14 protein-coding genes and 1 tRNA gene are annotated in these 14,009 nt (G+C 34.2%); 5 read left to right on the forward strand and 10 right to left on the reverse strand.

The window, feature by feature from the left end; all coding sequences use genetic code 11:
- The first annotated feature begins 93 nt into the window (after positions 1-93).
- A tRNA-Leu gene (locus AC1EU5_RS03520) sits at positions 94-175 on the forward strand.
- Between the two features lie 48 nt (positions 176-223).
- Here AC1EU5_RS03520 and AC1EU5_RS03525 read toward each other — a convergent pair.
- From AC1EU5_RS03525 to AC1EU5_RS03535, 3 genes are read right to left on the reverse strand one after another with little or no spacing between them, the layout of a single operon-like run.
- Positions 224-673, reverse strand: coding sequence for a DoxX family membrane protein (locus tag AC1EU5_RS03525; protein ID WP_480190964.1), 450 nt, complete (start codon positions 671-673; stop codon positions 224-226).
- Positions 674-675: 2 nt separating this feature from the next.
- On the reverse strand, positions 676-1,308 hold the full coding sequence (locus tag AC1EU5_RS03530; protein WP_480190965.1) for an HmuY family protein: 633 nt from the start codon (positions 1,306-1,308) through the stop codon (positions 676-678).
- A gap of 16 nt (positions 1,309-1,324) precedes the next feature.
- Complete coding sequence (locus tag AC1EU5_RS03535) at positions 1,325-3,421, reverse strand: TonB-dependent receptor plug domain-containing protein (RefSeq protein WP_480190966.1); 2,097 nt, start codon at positions 3,419-3,421, stop codon at positions 1,325-1,327.
- Positions 3,422-3,513: 92 nt separating this feature from the next.
- Here AC1EU5_RS03535 and AC1EU5_RS03540 point away from each other — a divergent pair, with 92 nt between their 5' ends.
- Positions 3,514-4,428: a DUF6607 family protein gene (locus AC1EU5_RS03540; RefSeq protein ID WP_480190967.1), complete on the forward strand. Its 915-nt coding sequence runs from the start codon at positions 3,514-3,516 to the stop codon at positions 4,426-4,428.
- Between the two features lie 183 nt (positions 4,429-4,611).
- Positions 4,612-4,761, forward strand: a complete 150-nt coding sequence (locus tag AC1EU5_RS03545) for a hypothetical protein (protein ID WP_480190968.1) — start codon at positions 4,612-4,614, stop codon at positions 4,759-4,761.
- On the opposite strand, the gene AC1EU5_RS03550 is transcribed toward AC1EU5_RS03545, so the two are convergent.
- From AC1EU5_RS03550 to AC1EU5_RS03565, 4 genes are all read right to left on the reverse strand, one after another.
- Entirely contained in the window at positions 4,754-5,560 is an 807-nt protein-coding gene (locus AC1EU5_RS03550; RefSeq protein WP_480190969.1) for a DNA/RNA non-specific endonuclease, read from the reverse strand. The two genes, AC1EU5_RS03545 and AC1EU5_RS03550, sit on opposite strands and share 8 nt — an antisense overlap.
- Positions 5,557-6,006, reverse strand: coding sequence for an acyl-CoA thioesterase (locus tag AC1EU5_RS03555; RefSeq protein ID WP_480190970.1), 450 nt, complete (start codon positions 6,004-6,006; stop codon positions 5,557-5,559). Before AC1EU5_RS03555 ends, AC1EU5_RS03550 begins: the two co-directional genes overlap by 4 nt.
- A complete protein-coding gene (locus AC1EU5_RS03560; RefSeq protein ID WP_480190971.1) occupies positions 6,006-7,193 on the reverse strand; it encodes a pyridoxal phosphate-dependent aminotransferase in 1,188 nt (395 codons plus the stop codon). The genes AC1EU5_RS03555 and AC1EU5_RS03560 overlap by 1 nt, the downstream gene beginning before the upstream one ends.
- Before the next feature lie 123 nt (positions 7,194-7,316).
- The gene (locus tag AC1EU5_RS03565; protein WP_480190972.1) at positions 7,317-8,417 is read right to left on the reverse strand and encodes a fatty acid desaturase family protein; all 1,101 of its coding nucleotides are present in this window, start codon (positions 8,415-8,417) and stop codon (positions 7,317-7,319) included.
- Between the two features lie 117 nt (positions 8,418-8,534).
- On the opposite strand from AC1EU5_RS03565, the gene rsmG reads away from it, so the two are divergent.
- Both rsmG and AC1EU5_RS03575 read left to right on the forward strand, forming a co-directional pair.
- Entirely contained in the window at positions 8,535-9,164 is a 630-nt protein-coding gene (gene rsmG / locus AC1EU5_RS03570; protein WP_480190973.1) for a 16S rRNA (guanine(527)-N(7))-methyltransferase RsmG, read from the forward strand.
- 62 nt (positions 9,165-9,226) lie between these two features.
- Positions 9,227-9,892, forward strand: a complete 666-nt coding sequence (locus AC1EU5_RS03575; protein WP_480190974.1) for a porin family protein — start codon at positions 9,227-9,229, stop codon at positions 9,890-9,892.
- A gap of 238 nt (positions 9,893-10,130) precedes the next feature.
- Here AC1EU5_RS03575 and AC1EU5_RS03580 read toward each other — a convergent pair whose 3' ends face one another.
- From AC1EU5_RS03580 to pruA, 3 genes are all read right to left on the reverse strand, one after another.
- Entirely contained in the window at positions 10,131-10,706 is a 576-nt protein-coding gene (locus AC1EU5_RS03580; RefSeq protein WP_480190975.1) for a hypothetical protein, read from the reverse strand.
- Positions 10,707-10,989: 283 nt separating this feature from the next.
- The gene (locus tag AC1EU5_RS03585) at positions 10,990-12,198 is read right to left on the reverse strand and encodes an esterase/lipase family protein (protein WP_480190976.1); all 1,209 of its coding nucleotides are present in this window, start codon (positions 12,196-12,198) and stop codon (positions 10,990-10,992) included.
- A 139-nt stretch (positions 12,199-12,337) separates the two neighbouring features.
- Entirely contained in the window at positions 12,338-13,963 is a 1,626-nt protein-coding gene (gene pruA, locus AC1EU5_RS03590) for an L-glutamate gamma-semialdehyde dehydrogenase (RefSeq protein ID WP_480190977.1), read from the reverse strand.
- Between the last annotated feature and the right edge of the window lie 46 nt (positions 13,964-14,009).

Consider the following 14,009-nt stretch of genomic DNA (forward strand, 5'->3'; position numbering starts at 1 on the left):
GAAATTTTGAACAACTCAAATGTACTAAAAATATAAGTGGTGTGACTTTGTAGTTTTGTTGGATTGCTTATATTTGCACCCACAATTCAAACTGCGGATGTGGTGGAATTGGTAGACACGCTAGACTTAGGATCTAGTGCCGCGAGGCGTGGGGGTTCGACTCCCTTCATCCGCACAAAAAAGCCAAAGAAGATGTTCTTTGGCTTTTAAATTACTTCTTACTTTAGATAGGTTTTATCCAGGCTAAATGTTTCCATGTTTCTTTCTCTTTTAGTACCAAAGCTATATTAATTGCTAATAATGCGGCCGTTTGAAAAAGTTCTCCCGTTTCATCAGGTTCTAAAAACAAATGAAATAAAAAAATATGCAAGGTTATAGGTAGTAAAAATAGGGCGCCTATAAAACCGGTAAACTGAATTAATAGTAACAACCCAAATAACAATTCGCATATGCCCAATACCTGCCAGAAATATCCTGTTTGTTTTGCGCCACTTATATATAGTATTTTTTGGAGCGTATTTTCCTTTTCTGGTGTTGCGAACTTCTGCGCTTTTTCTACTACTTCAATTGGAGTTGGTATTGGCTTTTGAAATTTCTGAACTCCCCCATAAACCATCATCCCGCCAAGAAAAAGTCGAAATATAATGAATAGTATACTTATTGATTTTTGCATAATTAAAACGTTGTTGCACCTTCATTGGGGTTATATACATAATTGAATGTATAAAAGCGTCCGTTTGCAGGATCAGAACTATCTTGATCTCTGTAATAGCTTAAAATTTCAACCTTAGCATAGCGATCATCATGAGTGCGGAATATTAGAACTTTCCCAGGTATGGCAGTAATCAAATTAGTTGCAAAATTGTAATTATACCACCCGTTATCACTTCCGGTTGGAATAGCAAATGCAGCATCTGAATCCTGTTCAAATATGAGATTGTTAGCATCAGCTACACTATCAAAAGTGCCATCAACAATGGCTGCTCCGGCATTACCATTACGTGCTGGTTCATCTGCAGTACCTGTTACTGTTCCACCATTTACGGCAATTGTTGTTCCTCTAAAGGCAATATCCCAATCTGTATCACTTGTAGTAATTTTTCCTGACGCGAAATCAAATTTTGTGAATTCTCCACCAATATCTTGCCCAGTTCCTTGGCCACCTGTCTGAGGTGCGGGTAAATTAGTTACTTGTTCTGCTTCAACCGGGATAATAATTGGGCCATTATCATCATCCGTACAAGAACTAAATCCTAAAAATAATAATGTTATAGCAATTGTTTTTAAAACTGTCATTTTGGTTTTCATTGTATCTGTGTTTAAATTAAAATTCATAATTAAGTTTAATAAATCCTTGAATTCCAGGTAAATTGGGAATATTGTCATCTTTATAATCAAGTAGATTGTTAGCGCCTACCTGGAGTGTAAAATCGTTATAAAATGTTTTGCTTAGCGCAACATTAGCGATTAGATAACCGTCTACAAAGCTGGAGTCATATGTGTCAATTACTCCATTGCCATTTGTGTCAAAAAGTGCATATTTACTTCGGTAAAGTAATCGAAGATTAAAATTTGAATTGAACTTAGGAATGTCATAGAAAAATTTAATATTGGCGTTATGTCGTGAACGATTGACTAAGCCAAAATAGTCTGAACGTTCTATAAGAATAGTTTGGTTTGTGTTTGGATCACGTGCAAATACATTGTCATTATTTACCCGATTTTCTTGATTCTTATCAAAAGCATACAATAATTGATAACCAGCATTGATTGTAATATTATCATGAAGTTGATAACCGAGATTTGCTTCTAAGCCGGTGGTATAAATCTTATCAAAATTAACATAGCTAAATACATTTTGCCCATTTACTTTACGGGCAATGATTCTTGTATCTATAAGATTTGTAAAGTCATTTCTAAAGAGGTTAAGCTCTGTATTCCACTTATCTTTTTTAAATGTAACTCCGAGGTTATATCCAATAGAACTTTCTGCTTCTAAAGGATCATCTAATTGATCTAATGGTATAACAATACTTAAGATTTGACCTTGATTTTCTAATTCTAGTAGCTTTTCAAGAGCAACATTATAACCCAACACTGTGTAACCAACTGCCGAGTTTGTAAAATCAAAATACAACTGCCTAAAATCAGGCGCTTTAAATCCGTAACCCACGGAGCCTTTAAGTGCTATATTTTCATTAAGTTGGTAACGTATGGCTAGTTTTGGACTTAGTTGATTGCTATACTCAGAGTGATTGTCAAAACGTGCCCCTATAATTAGATTTAGTTTTTCTATTAGATTCACATCCCATTGGCCATATAGGTATTGCGAATTAAAATTGACAGTATTGTCAAAATAGGTTCTATCTAATTCATCATACTGATACCCTAAGCCAAGAGTAATAGTACCCGATTTTTCGAAAGAATAGTTGCCTCGTATTTCTGGCCGTATTAAGTAGCGATCAAAATTACTATTGCTTAAAACTTCACCGGAGATTGGACTTTCCAGTCGTTCTTCAGCAAGGTAGTTGGTGTAATAAAATTCATATTCTATGCTCAGCTCGTCGTTCCAATTGTGATCTAAACGTATATGTGTATTCCATTCATTTTCTTCTGAATCACCTTCGAAATTTGTTCCATTAACTGTTAAGTCAGCTTCCTGCGTTTGGTCGTAGTAACGTGCGGACATAAATAATGATACTTGATCGTTAAAGTCATAATACAAACGACCATTTAAGGTATAATTGACAAATGGATTCACTGTTTGTCCTGCTACTTCAGGACTTAAATCATAACCCTCACTAGAGAATCGATTGGCAAAAAGTGCATATCTAAACTTACCGATTTGTTGTTTTACATCAACATTCATGTCCTGTTGCGTAAAGCTACCTATCCTATAGGATGCGTTCCCAGAAATGCTATCATTTAAAGGTTTCTCTGTAATAATATTTATTACGCCGCCCAATGCTTCACTACCATACAAGCTACTTGAAGGGCCTTTTACCACTTCAATTTGTTTAATATTGCCTACGCTAAGACGGCTTAAGTCAAAATTTCCGGCGCTCCTACCTACTAACGGTACGCCATCTAAGAGTACCAATATGTAGTCTGAAGAAATACCTTGAATCTGTATGCCTTCAAAACCACTTTCGTCGGCAATGGTAATAATACCTGTTTGCTCACTTAAAATTTCATTAAGGCGAATGGTCCCAGATTTATTTATGACTTTTCGAGATATGAGAGTCACAGGTAAGGGTAATGAAGATAATTGACGAGCGGTGCGCGTAGCGGTAATAACTACTTCATCTAATTTTTCAGCTTTAAGGGAATCTATAATTTTTCCTTTTTTTTCTTGAGCCCAAGAGTGTGTGATAAAAAATATCAAAAAATAAATGAAAAAATTATTTTTATTTAGACTCATTATAAATAGATTTGTTGCAAATATATATTTATTTTAATTCAATCTAAATAAGAATAGTTAAAAAATCAATTCTCAAAACAAACACATTTAAAATGAAACAGTTAACATTCGTATTAATTTTATCCGTTGCTTTATGCACTAGTATAAATGCTCAAAGCAAAAAGGAAAAAGATCAAAAAGCCATTAAAAGCATGTGTGGTTGCTATAAAGTAGGTTTTAACTTTGCTGAAACTTTTAGTTACTCAAAAGATTCTACTTATAAACCTTCTAAAGTAAAGCATGATAAAGGATTAGAGTGGGTTCAATTAGTGGAAGATGCTAACGACAAAATTGTTATGCAACATTTATTGATTGTTGGAAAACCAGATAAGCCACATGTGATTAAGCATTGGAGACAAGATTGGTTGTTTGAAAACCCAGATTTGTATGTTTATGACCATCAAAATAAATGGAAGTATGTAAGTCTACCAGAATCAGAGGTTGATGGACAGTGGACACAAAAGGTATTTCAGGTAGACGATAGCCCACGTTATGAAGGTTCTGCAACATGGGTACATGTTGATGGTAAAAGTATTTGGGAAAATACAACAGACGCACCATTGCCAAGACGAGAGTATACAAAACGAAAGGATTACAACGTTACCGTTAGAACGAACAAACATGCCATTACCAAAGAAGGTTGGATTCATGATCAGGATAATGATAAGGTAATAAGAGAAACAGGTAAAGATGATGTTCTTTTAGCACAAGAGAAAGGCCTTAATACCTATGTAAGAGTAGATGACAGCAAATGTAAAGCGGCTATAGACTGGTGGAATGAAAATCAAAAAGATTGGTCTTTAGTACGATCTAAATGGGATGAAGTGTTTGCTCAGAAAAGGGATTTATCTTTGAAGACTAAAGTAGAAGACAAACCATTATACAAGTATTTATTCTCAAAAAAATTTGAAATGAACAAGGATAACATTGGTTTTACAATTGATAAGTTCATAAAAGATAATATATAAATAAGTCAATGTCAATTGGTTTTCAAGAGTCCGTCTATAAGATGGACTTTTTTATTTCAGGTAACACAATAAAATGTAAAATCTTTAGTTAATAAACATACGCTAAACATTTTTCCTTTAAAATGTCGGGAGATTTAAACACCTCGTTGTTTTAATAAAGCAAACAAAAACTAAAAACAAACCATGAAGCGAATTGTACGTAAGACCAGCCTTGCCTTTGTAAATTACTTTACTATGATGCCATTATTGGTATTCTTATTATTTACTAACCAAAATAAAGAGTTAACAAGGTTACTTTCTATCTTAAAAACCGGAACTACAGAGATCAGTTAAAACTCCACAGTTTATAATCTGCATTTTTTTCCAATTGTTGCTCTAAATCATCTGCCAAAGCAGGAAAGAAATCAATGCCTGTTTTACTTTCAATTTCATCAATAGGCACCACAAATTCATATAAGGGTCTTTCAGAATCTTTATGAGGTACCAAAAATCCAATTGCTTTTATTTCCGGCTCAGAATAATCTAATAGTATTTTATAAAAATATTTAGGGACACTTACTTTTTCAGCACCTATTTTTTTTAGTTTTTTACCTAAAATACCTCCTGTTACTACATATAAATGACGCTCTTTACTAGACCAGTAACGCACTTTCTGTTCTAACCGATTCCAAACACCGGCGTTAAAATCATAATCTTGAGGAGATATATTAGAAGTCAAAAAAGTTTCGTTATAGGCATCATTGCTAAACTTTCTATCGCCTGCAGGTAGCAAATGTCCTTTAGTATAACCCGATTTTTTATAATTAGCCCAATGCGCAGACTTCGTTTTTACCTTGTTATCTTGAATAAAAAGTGGCCGCTTTCTATTGGTATACGACACATGTTCCTTTTTTAATTCATAGGCAACCCATTCCGCCTGTTCATGTTCTTCATGATAGGATAAAGTATAGTGGCTGTGCCTGATAATTTGATTTGTTGTGGAAGTGGGTAGGTAGTTAAAATCAGAGACTTTGCTAGTTTCATTTGGATAGGATGCACTAGTAGACTGACCTTCTGTAAACAGATTATAAGTATAGATGCTTAAAACAATAATGACGGTAACAAGCGTATAAATGAGTTTCCTGTTTTTCAACCTTTATTTTTTAATACGATTTCTTCAAAATCCTCACTTTTATCCAATACATTAAGCATGTCAACAGCATCTTTCGGGGGTGCTGCTAATTTACGTGTTGCAAGATCTATCCAGGCAATAAATACTTGTATTTCTGCTGCAACAATGTCGCCCTCTTTATAAACACGATGCAACATTTTGAAACGTTCAGCATTTTTTGAAGAAGCGATAAGTATGAGATCTACTTTTAATTTCTCACCCATTTTTATTTCTCGGTAAAAAGTAGTCTCTTCCTTAAAGAGAATAGGACCAATATTGTATTGCTCTAATTTTTCGCCGGGCATACCATATTCATTAAAAAAACTGATACGACATTCGGCAGCATAATCATTATAAGCTGTATGACGCATATGTTTATTGGCATCAAAGTCAGCCCATTTGGTCCTGAATGAAATACTATAGATCATTAATTTAATACAGCTTTGATACGTTTAAATGCTTCTAAAAGTTCTTCAGTTGATGCAGCATATGATATTCTGATATTGTTGGGTGAACCGAAAGCATCTCCTGTTACCGTTGCAACATTTGCTTTTTCTAATAAAAACATAGAAAAATCGGTGGCATTGTTAATGGTATGTCCGTTAATCATTTTCCCAAAAAAGGAGGAAACATCAGGAAATACATAAAAAGCACCACTGGGAGTATTTGCTGAAACACCATCTATTTCACTAATGAGCTTCAGCACCAAATCTCTTCGTTCTTTAAACTCATCTAACATATATTGAATGTTAGATACTGGAGCATCTAATGCAGTGATCGTGGCTCTTTGGGCAATACAGTTAGCACCAGAAGTTATCTGCCCTTGCATCTTTGTACATGCTTTGGCTATCCATACCGGAGCACCTATATAACCAATACGCCAACCGGTCATAGCAAAAGCTTTTGCAACCCCATTCACAGTAATAGTTCTGTCATACAAGCTTTCTACTTTAGCAATACTAAAAGTAGGAGCGCCATAATTAATATGCTCATAGATCTCATCAGAAAGAATATAAATCTGCGGGTGTTTTTCTAATACCCTAGCCAAAGCCCTGTACTCTTCTTCTGTATATGATGATCCGCTTGGGTTGTTGGGTGAATTAAAAAAGATCATTTTTGTTTTGGGAGTAATGGCTGCTTCCAGTTGCTCAGGAGTGATTTTAAAATCTGTTTCTATGGAAGAAGGAATTTCTATAAAAGTAGCTTCAGCTAAGGTAGCTATTGCAGAATAACTCACCCAGTATGGAGCTGGTAACAATACCTCATCACCCGGATCTAATAATACCATGGCAACATTTGCAATAGATTGTTTGGCTCCGGTAGAAACCACAATCTGATCTTCAGTATATGTTAAATCGTTGTCGCGCTTGAATTTCCTGCAAATTGCTTCACGCAATTCTAAATAACCATTTACCGGAGTATAGGAGTTGTAATTATCATCGATAGCTTTTTTGGCAGCTTCCTTAATAAAATCAGGAGTATTAAAATCGGGTTCACCGAGGCTTAAGCTAATAATATCTTTACCTTCAGCTCTTAATTCACGAGCTTTAGCAGCCATAGCCAAGGTTTGAGAGGTTGGTAAATTATTAATTCGGTTTGATAGAAGATCTTGCATGTATTACTACTTAAAAATGAGCTTCAAAAGTAGAAATTTATAGACAATTTAAAGCACCATCTATTTTCTTTTACTTACAAAAAGTAAAGAATTCAACATAATCAATTAAAAAGTGAAAATATGTTAGGCCAGTGCAGGTTTCTTACCTAATTCTCGTAACATTTTAAAATGCTGCGCTATAGCCTCTCGTGTTGTTTGGTATTCGTAATAAGGTAAGTTGAACTCCTGTGCAGTTTTCTTCACAATTTTAGCTATATCCTTATAGTGAATATGGCTAATGTGTGAAAACAAATGATGTTCGATTTGCCTATTCAGTCCACCGGTAAACCAACCCACTAGCTTATTTTTTGGGGCAAAATTGGCAGTGGTCAATAATTGATGAATGGCCCATGTATTTTTCATGTTTCCTTGCTCATCTGGCAATGGCATGTGTGTATCAGGCATAATGTGTGCCAGTTGAAAAGTAATACTCAAAATAAGTCCGGCAACATAATGCATGACAAAAAAACCAATTAATATCTTCCACCAGGCAAGATTTAATACTAAAATAGGAATGACAACCCATATGGTAACATATAGCGCTTTTGAAATGGCTAAAATAGTCCAGTTCTTTACTGGATTTGGAAATTTACCATATGACAGTCCTCGTTTCATATACTGGTACATTTGCTTAAAATCAGTAGTGATGGCCCAATTAATCGTTAATAATCCATACAATAAAATGGAGTAGTATTGTTGATATTTATGCATTTTATGCCAATCTGCATGTTTTGAAAAACGAATCACCCTACCCGCATCCATATCTTCATCATGCCCATGAATATTTGTATAGGTGTGGTGCAATACATTGTGTTGTACTTTCCAATTGTATACATTACCGGCAAGAATATAAATACTACTACCCATGAGGTCATTGACCCATTTTTTACTAGAAAAAGACCCATGATTACCATCATGCATTACGTTCATTCCTACACCAGCCATACCAATTCCTATGATTACGGTAAGTAATAATTGTAACCATTGATTCATGTCAATGGTTAATATTAAAAAATAAGGAGTTAGAAAAATGGCAAACATGATTACTGTTTTTAAATACAGTTTCCAGTTACCTGTTTTTTTAAGATTTTTTTCCTTAAAATAGGTGTTGATACGTTTGTTTAATGTTCTGAAAAACTTGGCAGAATCTACACGCGAAAAGCGAATTGAAATATTATTGGACATATTAAAATGTTGTCTTATTTAATTTTCTTGCAAAGTTAAGCTATTTAGTACTCAAGCTACTTTTGGCAGACTAATTTATTAAATTTTTAACAAGATAGTGTAGTTTTGCAGTCGAACATGAAATTAATCACTACCTATTTTCCGGATTTAACACCAAAACAGCAACAACAATTTACTCAATTGGAATCGTTGTATAGTGAGTGGAATGCGCAAATAAATGTCATTTCTCGTAAGGATATTGATGAGTTATACTTGCGCCATGTATTACATTCTTTAGGAATCGCAAAAGTGCAAGCTTTTATGCCTGGATCTAGAATTTTAGATGTAGGAACAGGTGGAGGGTTTCCCGGAATTCCTTTAGCTATTCTATTTCCTGAGACACAATTCTATTTGGTAGACTCTATTGGTAAAAAAATAAAAGTGGTTAATGAGGTAGCAAATTCCTTAGGTTTGAAAAATGTTAGGGCTGAGCATTTACGAGCGGAAAAGGTGAAAGGTGAATTTGATTTTATTGTAAGCCGTGCTGTTACAAATATGAATGATTTTGTGAAATGGACTCGCAAAAAAGTAGCCAAAAAGCAAAATCATGAGTTAGCTAATGGTATTTTATATTTAAAAGGAGGTGATCTAAGCGAGGAACTAGCTAACTTCCCGAAAGCGAACCTATATGATTTGTTAGATTACTTTAAAGAAGACTTTTTTGAAACAAAAAAAGTGGTGCATTTGCCATTAAAGTACAAGCCTTAAAGTACTTTTTGTTTTGAATAAAATTTGGTTTATTTACCTCATCTAAAATCAAAAAAATAATCATGAAAAAATTGCTAATAGTACTCATTATGGGTGTTTGCGTAAATTCACTTAATGCCCAAGAGGTAAAATTTGGGGTTAAAGGTGGTTTAAACTATTCTAATTACAACGGTTCAGGAAGCGTAGCTGATTTGTTAGACTATAAGTACAAACTAGGATTTCATATTGGAGGTTTTGTCAAATTTAACTTAATAGAAAGGCTTTATTTACAACCTGAATTGCTGTTTTCTTTGCAGGGAGCAAGAAATAGAGATGATGTACTCTTTACTGCTCCTGAAGGTTTTGAATTATTTCTTTTGGATGTTAAGTCCAGACAAGACCTTTACTATATCAATTTACCGATAATGGCTAAATACTATATGAATGATGTCTTCTATTTTGAATTAGGTCCGCAAGTAGGATATAACTTTTTAGGTAGGTCAAAATTAAAGATTAAAGATGATAGAGGGATAGATCCAACAATTATTGAAGACTTTGAATCTGCCGAAGAAGATTTAGACGGACTTAATGGTTTAGATTTTGGAATAAATGCAGGGTTAGGATTTGATATAACAGAAAAAGCAGGTTTGAACTTTAGATATAATTATGGGTTTACCAAAATTTATGATAGAGAATCACCTTTTAAAAATTCAGTATTTCAATTAGGATTGAATTATACAATTAATTAGTATGAAAAAATTCTAAGCATTTTTATCCTTTTTCACTTTATCTAATGTAAAAGAAACATTTACTTATGGGATAAATTTAAGAGTGGGATACGATTTTAATAAAAGAATAGGATTACGTTATAATTACGGTTTCGATCGTTTATTTACTGGTGATTTATCACAATATGATAATGGTGATAGATTGGGCAATTCAGTCTTTAGTCTAAATTTTGAATATAGATTTAATTAGAATACTTTACTAATTACTAGATTTAGTATCCTTACCAAAATTTTCAATATTAGAAAACCATAAATCTAAATCTATATCATCTATGATTTTATGAATGTTAAAATTGTCTAACCATAATTCATTTTCATTATCAATTTTCCAAAATACACGACTCATAGAGAAACCCTCATTCCCTGAATAAGGGTAAGAGTCTGGATTTGCGGTCATCTTAGCAGCTAAATTAGATGCTGCTTGCTTAATTCTATTAGATTGTTCTTCAAAGAAATCTCTAAGTGTTTTTTCCCATATTTCGGTATTTTCTTCCTTTGACCTTTCAATAGCGAACAAGAGAGGTACTTTGCTTATATTTTGTCTAACATCGTTTGCAGCACGCATAACTGCTACTGTTTTAGGCATAGTATAGTTAGTTTTTGCCATTTTACCACCACCTGCTACCGTTAGATCTTCAGACATTAACCCTCTGGCATTGCTCATTTCCTCTAATAGTTTATCTACCTTGGTTTCTACATCGCACATATATTTCTTTAACTCACTTTCTTTACAAGATCTTCCGCAGCTAGAAGAAATAAATAGTAGAAGCGACAAAAAAATTAATATTGATATGTCTATTTTTTTAGGCAAAATAAGTGCTAAAGGCTAAGTAAGTTCGTTAAAATTTTTTGAAAAACAAAAATCACATCAATTTGATGTGGTTTTTAGATCCTTCGACTGCATTCAGTATGACATTTTACGCCGTGAATTACCCTAAAAAAGGATATCCGTAATCTATAGGCGATACCCAATGTAATATGACAATGGTGGTAGTCTGAGGAACACAGATTTTAGTCTGAATTATTGAATATAGGTTTAGTTAAACTGTATCTGGTTTTTAAGATTTCAATAACCACATTTTCAATTTGCGGTATACTTCATGACTACTTAACAAGTTCATATGATTTGTTTCAAATGCAATATGTGTATTTGATTTTTTAAAGTTTAAGTCTTGACTTGTGTTTTTATGCTTTCCTAAGGCACTTGAAATTTGAACAAGGCCATCACCCAGTATACTTGCCTTCAAATTATCTTCTTCCTTTTCAGTGCACCCAACTACAGTATAGCAGCCTACATCCTTGGGTAAAGCAACATATTTTTTTTCAACTATATTCCTTTTGAAACGATCTTTACCCTTCCAATCTTCATCTAATAGATAGCCAAATCTTAGATCAGTAATACCTGAACTTCTCATTTTTGTTAAACGCGTAAAGGGTTTTACATAAGGAACTATTTCAAAAAGACGATCAATATAGTTTCCTACCTGTTCAAGGGGAGCTCCATGGTGTGGAGTTCCTAAAAAGATTACTTTCTTTAAATACTTTGTCCAGTTTTTCTTTTCTTTTTTTGCATAGTGAAAAGCACTTCTGCTTACAAGTCCACCCATGCTATGTGCAATGATGTTGATCTCTTCTACCGGAACTGGCCATTTATTCAGTAACGCTTCTAAATTCTCATTAAGAAACTGACCATTCTCAGAAATATGTAATCCGCTATTATAATGTAAGTAAATTGGAGTAAAATCTAATTTTTTTGCTAATACATCCCCATGATTATGATCATTTTGATTCCATAGAAGGTCATTCATGCATAAACCATGCACCATGAGTAGAATTTTTCCATTAAATTTGGGAAGTGCCTGTGCGATATTATCAATATCTATTACCTCACCTTTACATCTAAACTGCATTTGTAAGGTTAGTGGATTCTTAGTTTTATCTAAATAATCACCAACCACACCATTTAATACGGCAAGAGTTGTTTCTTTTTTTCTAAAGGAAATACCGGTATTTAATGATGGATTTATGGTTCGAAGAATTTTATCTAATCCAGTACCAACAAACTTTGTGGTAAACCTAACATTGCTATAGACAACACCTGAAATTTGTGTAATTAAATGCTGTATAGGTGTAGAGGGTAAAAAAGGCGGTTGTACAATACGTTTATGCATATCTTCAACCAAGTCGGTAATATTGGTTGTAGCATCCGTAATAATACTGGTAAGTCCTTTTATATCCGAAATATTTAAAGATGATTTTTTAGACATACAGAAGCTTTATTTATGTTTAATAAGGCGAAACTCAACCTTTATTTCGGATAATCAATCTAAAAACCGCATTTTTAATGCGGTTTTTAGATTCTTCAATTCCTAGTACTAGGGACTCAGGATGACATTTTATTAATAATTACCCTAAAAAAGGATATCTATAATCTTCAGGAGATACAAACGTTTCTTTGATCAATCTAGGGGATACCCAACGTAATAGATTCTGTGCGGAGCCAGCTTTATCATTCGTTCCTGAAGCTCTTGCACCACCAAAAGGTTGTTGTCCTACAACAGCCCCGGTAGGTTTGTCATTGATATAGAAATTACCAGCACAGTTTTCTAGTGCCTTAGTAGCTTCGGTAATAGCATATCTGTCTTGAGAGAACACAGCTCCTGTCAATGCATATTCTGATGTGCCATCTACCAATTCTAATGTTTTGGACCAGTCCTTATCCTCATAAACATAGATCGTTACAACAGGGCCAAACAATTCAGTACACATGGTTGTGTATTTTGGGTCCTTAGCTAAAATAACGGTAGGTTCAATAAAATACCCTTTAGACTTATCATAGCTACCGCCGGCAACAATTTCAGCATCACTGTCAGCTTTAGCAGCGTCAATATAGCTAGCTAGTTTATCAAAGGAACCTTCATGAATAACTGCAGTAATAAAGTTGCTCATATCTTCGGGTGACCCCATTTTAAAAGAGGCCACATCTTCTTTTACATAGTTTAAGACTTCATCAGAAATTGATTTTGGTAAATATACGCGTGAAGCCGCTGAACATTTTTGCCCTTGAAATTCAAAAGCACCTCGGGTAATTCCTGTTGCTACTTGCTTTGGGTTTGAAGAAGGGTGTGCTATGATAAAATCTTTTCCTCCAGTTTCACCCACAATTCTAGGATAGGTTTTATAGTTATGGATATTTTCGCCTATTTTTTTCCATAGTTCTTTAAATACGAAAGTAGAACCGGTAAAGTGTAGTCCTGAAAAATCTGGTGAAGCCAACATGGTCTCTGTAATCATTACTGGGTCTCCGTAAACTACATTGATAACACCATCTGGTACCCCCGCTTCCTTAAATACATCTACAATAACTTTTGCAGAGAATATTTGGCTGTCTGAAGGCTTCCAAACCACAGTATTTCCCATCATAGCAGCACTAGCTGGTAAATTTGCAGCAATTGCTGTAAAGTTAAATGGCGTAATGGCATAAACAAATCCTTCCAGTGGTCTATATTCCACACGGTTCCAAATACCTTCAGATGAATCAGGCTGCTCCATATAGATATTTGACATGTACTCAACATTAAAACGTAAGAAATCTATAAGTTCGCAAGCTGCATCAATTTCCGCTTGATGAATGGTTTTTGACTGTGCGATCATAGTAGCAGCATTGATCTTAGCACGATAAGGCCCTGCTAATAACTCAGCAGCTTTTAAAAAGATGGCGGCGCGTTGTTCCCAAGGCATTTGTGCCCAATTTTTTCTTGCTTCAAGAGCAGCTTCAATAGCCTGTTCTGCATGCTTTTTTTCTGCCAAATGATATTGGCCTACCACATGTTGATGATCATGCGGAGGTGTCATATTTCTGATATTGTTTGTTCTTATTTCTTCATTACCTATATACATAGGTACATCTACTGTTCCGTTAAAATAGGCTTTGTATTGATTTAAAACAGCGTCTCTTTCAGGACTTCCCGGAGCATAACTTTTTACCGGTTCATTGATAGCTGTAGGTACTTGAAAAAATCCTTTTCCCATTATCGTTGTTTTTAAGTATGAATGACTAATTTTGACGGGCAAAGTT

The organism is Maritimimonas sp. 2405UD52-3, assembly GCF_056591715.1.

Coding starts and splice junctions, on each gene's coding strand:
- AC1EU5_RS03560 (WP_480190971.1), bottom strand. CDS start 7,193: ATGCAAGATCTTCTATCAAACCGAATTAATAATTTACCAACCTCTCAA.
- AC1EU5_RS03565 (WP_480190972.1), bottom strand. CDS start 8,417: ATGTCCAATAATATTTCAATTCGCTTTTCGCGTGTAGATTCTGCCAAG.
- AC1EU5_RS03585 (WP_480190976.1), bottom strand. CDS start 12,198: ATGTCTAAAAAATCATCTTTAAATATTTCGGATATAAAAGGACTTACC.
- AC1EU5_RS03575 (WP_480190974.1), top strand. CDS start 9,227: ATGAAAAAATTGCTAATAGTACTCATTATGGGTGTTTGCGTAAATTCA.
- AC1EU5_RS03545 (WP_480190968.1), top strand. CDS start 4,612: ATGAAGCGAATTGTACGTAAGACCAGCCTTGCCTTTGTAAATTACTTT.
- AC1EU5_RS03555 (WP_480190970.1), bottom strand. CDS start 6,006: ATGATCTATAGTATTTCATTCAGGACCAAATGGGCTGACTTTGATGCC.
- AC1EU5_RS03525 (WP_480190964.1), bottom strand. CDS start 673: ATGCAAAAATCAATAAGTATACTATTCATTATATTTCGACTTTTTCTT.
- AC1EU5_RS03535 (WP_480190966.1), bottom strand. CDS start 3,421: ATGAGTCTAAATAAAAATAATTTTTTCATTTATTTTTTGATATTTTTT.
- AC1EU5_RS03540 (WP_480190967.1), top strand. CDS start 3,514: ATGAAACAGTTAACATTCGTATTAATTTTATCCGTTGCTTTATGCACT.
- AC1EU5_RS03530 (WP_480190965.1), bottom strand. CDS start 1,308: ATGAAAACCAAAATGACAGTTTTAAAAACAATTGCTATAACATTATTA.
- rsmG (WP_480190973.1), top strand. CDS start 8,535: ATGAAATTAATCACTACCTATTTTCCGGATTTAACACCAAAACAGCAA.
- pruA (WP_480190977.1), bottom strand. CDS start 13,963: ATGGGAAAAGGATTTTTTCAAGTACCTACAGCTATCAATGAACCGGTA.